Source organism: Flavicella sp., assembly GCF_037132785.1.
Lineage (GTDB): Bacteria > Bacteroidota > Bacteroidia > Flavobacteriales > Flavobacteriaceae > Flavicella.
In genome coordinates this window covers 1-6344 of sequence record NZ_JBAHZZ010000157.1, presented here as the reverse complement: position 1 = coordinate 6344, position 6344 = coordinate 1, and the positions used below count along the sequence as shown (strand labels likewise).

At 31.7% G+C, this 6344-nt stretch carries 6 protein-coding genes and 2 pseudogenes; 2 read left to right on the top strand and 6 right to left on the bottom strand.

What is annotated here, in order from left to right:
* Together V5787_RS10235 and V5787_RS10230 are read left to right on the top strand one after the other, a co-directional pair.
* Positions 1-209, top strand: a pseudogene (locus V5787_RS10235) (IS5/IS1182 family transposase); the annotation flags it as partial.
* 33 nt (positions 210-242) lie between these two features.
* Positions 243-398, top strand: a complete 156-nt coding sequence (locus tag V5787_RS10230; protein ID WP_336893130.1) for a hypothetical protein — start codon at positions 243-245, stop codon at positions 396-398.
* 210 nt (positions 399-608) lie between these two features.
* Here the strand turns inward: V5787_RS10230 and recA are convergent, their stop codons facing one another.
* The 6 genes and pseudogenes from recA to V5787_RS10200 form a co-directional block, all read right to left on the bottom strand.
* Positions 609-1619, bottom strand: coding sequence for a recombinase RecA (gene recA / locus V5787_RS10225; protein WP_336893129.1), 1011 nt, complete (start codon positions 1617-1619; stop codon positions 609-611).
* Positions 1620-1731: 112 nt separating this feature from the next.
* On the bottom strand, positions 1732-2646 hold the full coding sequence (locus V5787_RS10220; protein ID WP_336893128.1) for a T9SS type A sorting domain-containing protein: 915 nt from the start codon (positions 2644-2646) through the stop codon (positions 1732-1734).
* Positions 2647-2859: 213 nt separating this feature from the next.
* Complete coding sequence (bioA, locus tag V5787_RS10215; RefSeq protein WP_336893127.1) at positions 2860-4125, bottom strand: adenosylmethionine--8-amino-7-oxononanoate transaminase; 1266 nt, start codon at positions 4123-4125, stop codon at positions 2860-2862.
* A 196-nt stretch (positions 4126-4321) separates the two neighbouring features.
* Positions 4322-4939 carry a dethiobiotin synthase gene (gene bioD / locus V5787_RS10210; RefSeq protein WP_336893126.1) on the bottom strand — a complete coding sequence of 206 codons (618 nt, stop codon included), beginning with the start codon at positions 4937-4939 and terminating at the stop codon, positions 4322-4324.
* Complete coding sequence (locus V5787_RS10205) at positions 4936-6060, bottom strand: pyridoxal phosphate-dependent aminotransferase family protein (RefSeq protein WP_336893125.1); 1125 nt, start codon at positions 6058-6060, stop codon at positions 4936-4938. Before V5787_RS10205 ends, bioD begins: the two co-directional genes overlap by 4 nt.
* 129 nt (positions 6061-6189) lie before the next feature.
* Positions 6190-6344 (bottom strand): annotated as a pseudogene (locus V5787_RS10200) (IS1595 family transposase); the annotation flags it as partial.

Below are 6344 nucleotides of genomic sequence, written 5' to 3'. Positions count from 1 at the left end.
TAACCACAACTGCAAGTAAAAATGAGATATCTAATTTAGAAGATGTTTTAAATACAGTCACGGTAAAGCTACCTAAAGACATTCCTTTAAAAGCTGATAAAGGGTATCAATCAAAGAAAAACGCAACACTTTTAAAAGGTCGAAATTTAAAGAATCACATTCTTAAAAAAGCTGTTAAAAATAAATCCTTGACAAAATGGGAAAAATGATTTAATAAATTAATTGGCAAAACAAGGTTTAAAGTGGAGCGAACTTTTGGAGGAATAAAGTTATGGTTTAAAGGTGGAATTGCAAGATACAGAGGTATGGAAAAAATGCATACTCAAAATCTGAAGGAAGCTATTTGTTACAATTTATATAGAAATCCAGAGATAATTGCCACTAATTCTAAAAACTAAAGGAAAATGAACCAAAAAATAGATCCATAACTAACATAAACAATCAAAATAAGGAAAAAAAACATAAATTTTAGATTAAAAAAGTAAAAATTGAAATCTAAAATTGAAAAGAGCATTATGCAACGGTCTTAATTTAAGCCGGTATAAGACATAAAAAAGAGAACAAACTATTGTTTGATCTCTTTTTTATGTCAAATATCTTAAAAGAATCTATTCTTGATTCTCTATTGCTTCTTTGATTTTAGCCTCTAATTCTTCTGCCAATTCGGGATTGTCTTTGATTAAGCTTTTAACAGCATCACGTCCTTGTCCTAGTTTTGAGTCTCCATAACTAAACCAAGAACCACTTTTTTTGATGATTCCATAATTTACACCAATGTCCAAAATTTCTCCAACTTTAGAGATTCCTTTTCCATACATGATGTCAAATTCTGCAATTTGGAACGGTGGTGCAACTTTGTTTTTAACTACTTTTACTTTTGTGCTATTACCAATAACTTGATCGCCATCTTTGATTTGAGTTCTTCTACGAATATCCAAACGTATTGAAGCATAAAATTTTAACGCATTACCACCTGTAGTAGTTTCAGGGTTTCCAAACATAACTCCAATTTTTTCACGCAATTGGTTAATGAAAATAACTGTACAGTTTGTTTTTGAGATGGTTCCTGTTAATTTACGCAAAGCTTGAGACATCAAACGAGCATGTAAGCCCATTTTTGAGTCTCCCATTTCTCCTTCAATCTCACTTCTAGGAGTTAAAGCAGCAACCGAATCAATAACAACAATATCAATAGCCCCTGAACGAATCAGGTTTTCTGTTATTTCTAAAGCTTGCTCTCCATTGTCTGGTTGAGAAATAATTAAATTATCTATGTCAACTCCAAGATTTTCCGCATAATATCTGTCAAACGCGTGTTCAGCATCAATGAAGGCAGCAATACCTCCCGCCTTTTGAGCTTCTGCAATAGCGTGTATTGCCAAGGTTGTTTTTCCTGAAGATTCTGGTCCGTAAATTTCAATAACTCTTCCTCTAGGATATCCACCTATTCCTAAAGCAAGATCCAGTCCTAGTGATCCAGAAGATATCGATTCTATATCAACACGAGGAATATCACCCATTTTCATAACAGCTCCTTTACCATAAGTTTTGTCTAACTTATCGAGAGTCATTTGTAATGCTTTTAATTTAGCCTCTTTTTCTTTAGTATCATTTGCCATATTTGCTTTGCTTCTGAGATTAATTATTAGAAAAGTAAAAATAGTGAAAATATTGTGTTTTTTTGTTCTCAAAAGGAGATGTGAAGAGTAGTTTTCAACAATTTCAGGTTAGTTATAGTTTTTGAATTTTGAAAGTGTGAGAACTGTAGTTAGAATAGCATTTAATATAATAAGATCCTGATCTTAGTGATGTTAAATCAATGGAAATATTACTGTTGTTGAAATCAGCAAAATATACCTGTTGCCCTAAGATATTGTGAATTTGAACACTTGATATAATATGCTCTGTTAGTATTTTTAATTTATCAGTCACAGGATTGGGATAATAATATATATTTTGTTTTTCTGCGTTTTTTAACTTCAATACTGCATTGAGGTCTAATTCAGACATCACAATTTCAGGATAGTCAAAAGTGGACTCGATGGTCCAATTAGCTGTGTTATTCAACCTCTCAGAACATTCTGTAATACTTAGACCATTACAGTTTTGGCCTCCAGAATAATATCCAGTACCGTAATTACTTTGTTGATTAGCGGTATATCCATTAATTAATGAGGTTCCTACTAGAGAAGAAGCTGTAGTATCTCCAAAAAAAGCTAAAAATACACCTGGGCTTGATCTTGTCCCTGTAATTGCCATAATTCCATCATTCGTATTTGCTATACTAAAACCACTATTAATTTCAATAGCAGAGCCTGTAGAGGCGCTTATGTTTATATCATCATCAGCATTTTGTATAATGATTACGGTTCCTTGACTAATAGTAGTATTGGTGTCATTTGTCCATAGAATTTCCCCTTCATAGTTTTCAGAGGCAAAAGCACTCCCATTCCATTCTTCATCAACAAAACGAATAGTAGTTTCTGCTGGGCAGTTGTCTAAAAAGACAAAGGAAAACCCATCAGGATTATTGTGATATGCAGTAAAAACAATATCACCTGCGTCAGTAATAGAGTTGTTCTGTATCTGACTGAAAATTGAATTCGACAACGCAAAAATCAACATAAAACATGTAGTTTTTTTCATAGTATTTTATTTTATAATTTGTTACAGCGCTTTTGAAAAAAAATAAATTTAAGGTAAAGACAGCGTTTTCACCTTTGATAATTATGTTTAGTTAGTCGGGAAATTAAAAATAAAACTTTAAAATATTACAATATATTTCCTTATCCTTTATAAGTTAAGACTTTTTAATTTAAAATCAAAACCTTAAATATCTGAAATGCAGATTCTTAAGGTTTATAAAGTATCTAGAGCTTTTAGAATAGTTTTGTATATTTTGTCTAATTCAGCATCTGTAATAACAAAAGGGGGTAAAATGTATATTGTGTTTCCTAAGGGTCGTAAACAGACACCATTGTCCATAAAAAACTTAAACAATTGATCTCTAAGATTTCCATACCTATTCATTTTGATATTTAGATCCAAAGCAAATATTACTCCAGTTTGCCTGGTGGATACAACCTTAGAATGGTTTTTAATTATTTTATTGAAAGCAGTATGTTTTTTTTGAATTCGTTGGCTGTTATCTTGCATTTCTTTTGAAATTAAAAGATCGATTCCAGCAGAAATAGCTGTGCAACCTAAAGGGTTTGCAGAATAAGTATGTCCATGAAAAAATCCTTTTGAGATTTCATTGTCGTAAAAAGCACCATATACTTTTTGAGTACAAGTTGTTAATGCCATAGGAACAATACCTCCTGTAAGTGATTTAGACAAACACATGATATCGGGTTTGTTTTCTAAATAATCAGAAGCAAAATGTCTTCCCGTTTTCCCAAATCCTGTCATCACTTCATCAGCAATACACAGTACATTATTGTTATTTGCTATTTGTATTAATTGGCTCAGCAATTCGGCAGGGTACATTTTCATAGCTGCGGCACCTTGAACCAAAGGCTCAAAAATAAAGGAAGCAACTTCACCTGTTTGTACGAGATTCGTGAATTTTTGTTTGACGTTTTCAAAATTCTCAAATGTAGGTGTATCAATTCTATCGATTGTCAATAAAAAATCTTCGAAAGGACCATTATAAACAGAAAGTCCTGATACCGACATAGCTCCAAATGTATCACCATGAAAAGCATCTTCAAGAGCGATTATTTTATTTCTTTTTTTTCCTTGATTAAAGTGATATTGCAAAGACATTTTTATAGCGACATCCACGGAGGTAGATCCATTGTCTGAGAAAAATATTTTCTGTTGATTTCTTGGGAGAATAGCCATTAGTTTCTCCGACATTTCTACTGCTGGTGGATGTGTAAAACCACTAAAAACTACCTGGTCTAATTTCCCTATTTGTTCTGTTACCTTTTGAATGATATAGTCGTTGCAATGCCCATACATGCAGGTATACCAGGAAGCGATTCCATCAATATAAGTTTTTCCGTTTTCATCAAATAACAAAGCTCCTTTCGCTTTTGTTATTGCAAGATGTTCTGCGTGTAATTTGTGTTGTGTTAATGGGTGCCAAAGATGTTTTTGATCGCGTTTTTGTAAATTCATTGTTAGTCGTTTCAAAAAGAAAAGCCAAATGTACAATACAAATACAAAATACCACTGTAAAATAATCATGAAACTAGAAATTCATGATTTTAGAGATTGCCATTATAATAAAATAAGGAAAGCTAAGAGAATATTCTAGGCCGTAATAAATCTCAAAAATAGACCATAATGAATAGCAGTAAATAACGAATAATCGTTAAAGTTCAAGTAAGTTTTGTTTAAATAGCTCAGCATATTTTTTAACTATGTGCTTGTCGATTATTGTCTCTTCATTTATCCTTCCAATCACATTAATTCCAGTCATTTTTTGAATTATCTGTTCGCTTGTTGAGCTCTTATTACCACTAAAAATTACTGCGGGTTTAAAACCTTTTTCTTGCAGTAGTTTGATGGTCATTAACGTATGATTGATACTTCCTAAATAGTGTCGAGACACAATAATAACTTTATATTCAGCTTTTATTAGGTCTAAAATGGTGTCTGAATTGTTTAAGGGAACAAGCAAACCTCCCGCTCCTTCAATCACCAATATATTCTCTGTGTCTGGAGCATTTATTTTGTTAATATCTATAGTTATTTCATCAATCTCAGCTGCTGCATGTGGACTTATAGGAGTTTTTAAACCATAACTATTAGGATAAAACTTAGATGATTTATTAGAAATCATTTCCTTTACTTTATGAGTGTCTGAGTAATTTAATTCACCTGCTTGAATAGGTTTCCAGTAATCGGCTTCTAGTGCTTCTGTTATAATTGCTGAAGCTAGGGTTTTTCCAACCTCGGTAGAAATCCCTGTAATAAATATTTTTTTCATTTTTTAGCTAATAAAGTGATAAGAGCCTCTATTTCTTTGTGGGTATTGTAACTATGCAAACATATTCTTAAGCGTTCTTCACCTTCGGGAACCGTTGGAGTAAGTATGGGTTTGATATCAAATCCTTTAGACTGCAAGATGGATGAAATTTTTTTTACTCGATTATTTCCAGACACAATATAGCAATGGATTGGACTAGAACTTTCGATAAAGCTTGAGCTTAAATTATTTTTAGAGAGAGTCTCTTTAAAATAAATGATATTCGATCTTAATTTTTCTATCGAATTTGTTGTTTGTAATTGGTCATAAGCATTTTTAATTGTGGAAATAGAATGTAAGGAAGCGGCAGTTGTATAAATAAAGGAACGTGAGAAATTGATTAAATATTCTCTTAGCTGTTCTGATCCTAATACTACAGCTCCATGACAACCTAATGCCTTACCGAAAGTATGTATTCTTGCAAAGATTTCTTTTTCTAAGTTGAATTCTTGAACTATACCAGCGCCATTAATTCCAAAAACACCATTAGAATGTGCTTCATCTACAATTAATAAGCAGTTTTTTTTTTTCGAAAGTGCTGATATTTCAATAATAGGAGCACTGTCTCCGTCCATAGAATATACACTTTCTATGACGATATAAATCGTTCCTTCAGAGCGAGATATTTTTTTTTTGAGGTCTTCTAAGGAGTTGTGTTTGAATTTGATAGACTTTGCATTTGATAAACGAATACCATCTCGTATGGAAGCATGTATAAGTTCATCATAGATAATAGTGTCGCCTTTTTGTAAAACAGATGAGAATAAGCCAATATTGGCATCATAGCCAGAATTGTACAATAGTGCCGCATCTGAATTATGAAATTTCGAAAGTTGATTTTCTACAATTTCGTGTAATTCGTGAGTTCCTGAAACTAATCGAGATCCAGTACTTCCGTTAATATTTGAAAATTTTTTGATTAGTTTTTCTGCCGAGCTAGAAATGCTTTTCTCTCTTGAGAACCCTAGATAATCATTAGAAGAAAAGTCAATTTTGTTTTTTTTTGAGCTTATGTATCTAAGCGAATTGTTTTCTTTTCTTTGAGTTAGTTTTCTGTTGAGGTTTTTAGGGAAATTTAGCATAAACAATGTGTATCATTTCTATTGTTAGACAAAATTACTGAACTTTTTTATATTATGCCAAATGAATTTCAGATTGGTTGATTATAAGTTTGAATTATATTTTTATTTAAATGAAATAAAAACACTGAGTTATACGCCTAGTCTCTGTTTTGTATTTTTTTGATATTTAGGTTTTTGTAGTACCATTCTAAGAATTGTTTTATGAAAAATGGATTCTTTGTATTGTGACCTATTAATTCTAAAACAAAATTCATCAAAATATGCTTGTATATGCCATTTACTTA